The organism is Paramagnetospirillum caucaseum (genome assembly GCF_000342045.1).
Lineage (GTDB): Bacteria > Pseudomonadota > Alphaproteobacteria > Rhodospirillales > Magnetospirillaceae > Phaeospirillum > Phaeospirillum caucaseum.
This window is the reverse complement of the sequence record NZ_AONQ01000202.1, coordinates 1-515: the sequence shown is the minus strand read 5'-3', so window position 1 is coordinate 515 and position 515 is coordinate 1. Positions and strand designations below refer to the sequence as shown.

Here is a 515-nt window from a genome sequence, read left to right as displayed (position 1 = left end):
GCATCGGCCTGATCGCTGTATTTCTCCCACAACCTTTTGTCGAGGTTCTCATCCTCACAAAGCAGGGACAACCGCCGGTATTCGCGCCAGGCCGCCAGAAGGCGGGCGTCGGCGGTGTCGTTGGCCGCCGCCAGGGCGGCGGGCGGGGTATGCCGAGATAACCTATTTCCAAGGGCAGCGTGTATGTCCATGACGAACCTCAATCACCAAAAATTGGTGACGTAAACATAACACGCTGACAAAAGGACGTGTCAACATTTTTTGGTGACGTTGACCGAAACACCGGAACGCGTTAAGGTGGCCACATGATTACGCCAGCACAAAGCCGGGCAGCCCGTGCCATCATCGATTGGTCGCAAGGCCAATTGGCCTCCGCCGCCTCTTGCAGTTTAAGCACGGTGCGAGACTTTGAAACTGGTCGCCGCACCCCGGTTACCAATAACCTCGCCGCGATCCGCCGCGCCCTCGAAGAGGCAGGCGTGATCTTCATCGCCGAGAACGGCGACGGCCCCGGC

2 protein-coding genes are annotated in these 515 nt (G+C 59.2%); one reads left to right on the top strand and one right to left on the bottom strand.

The annotated features are described in order from the left end of the window. Window positions 1-191, bottom strand: a 191-nt coding sequence (locus H261_RS26435) for a hypothetical protein (protein WP_008622958.1), incomplete at its 3' end; no start/stop codon positions are given. A 114-nt stretch (window positions 192-305) separates the two neighbouring features. Here H261_RS26435 and H261_RS24455 point away from each other — a divergent pair. Then, window positions 306-515, top strand: a 210-nt coding sequence (locus tag H261_RS24455; RefSeq protein ID WP_008622957.1) for a helix-turn-helix domain-containing protein, incomplete at its 3' end; no start/stop codon positions are given.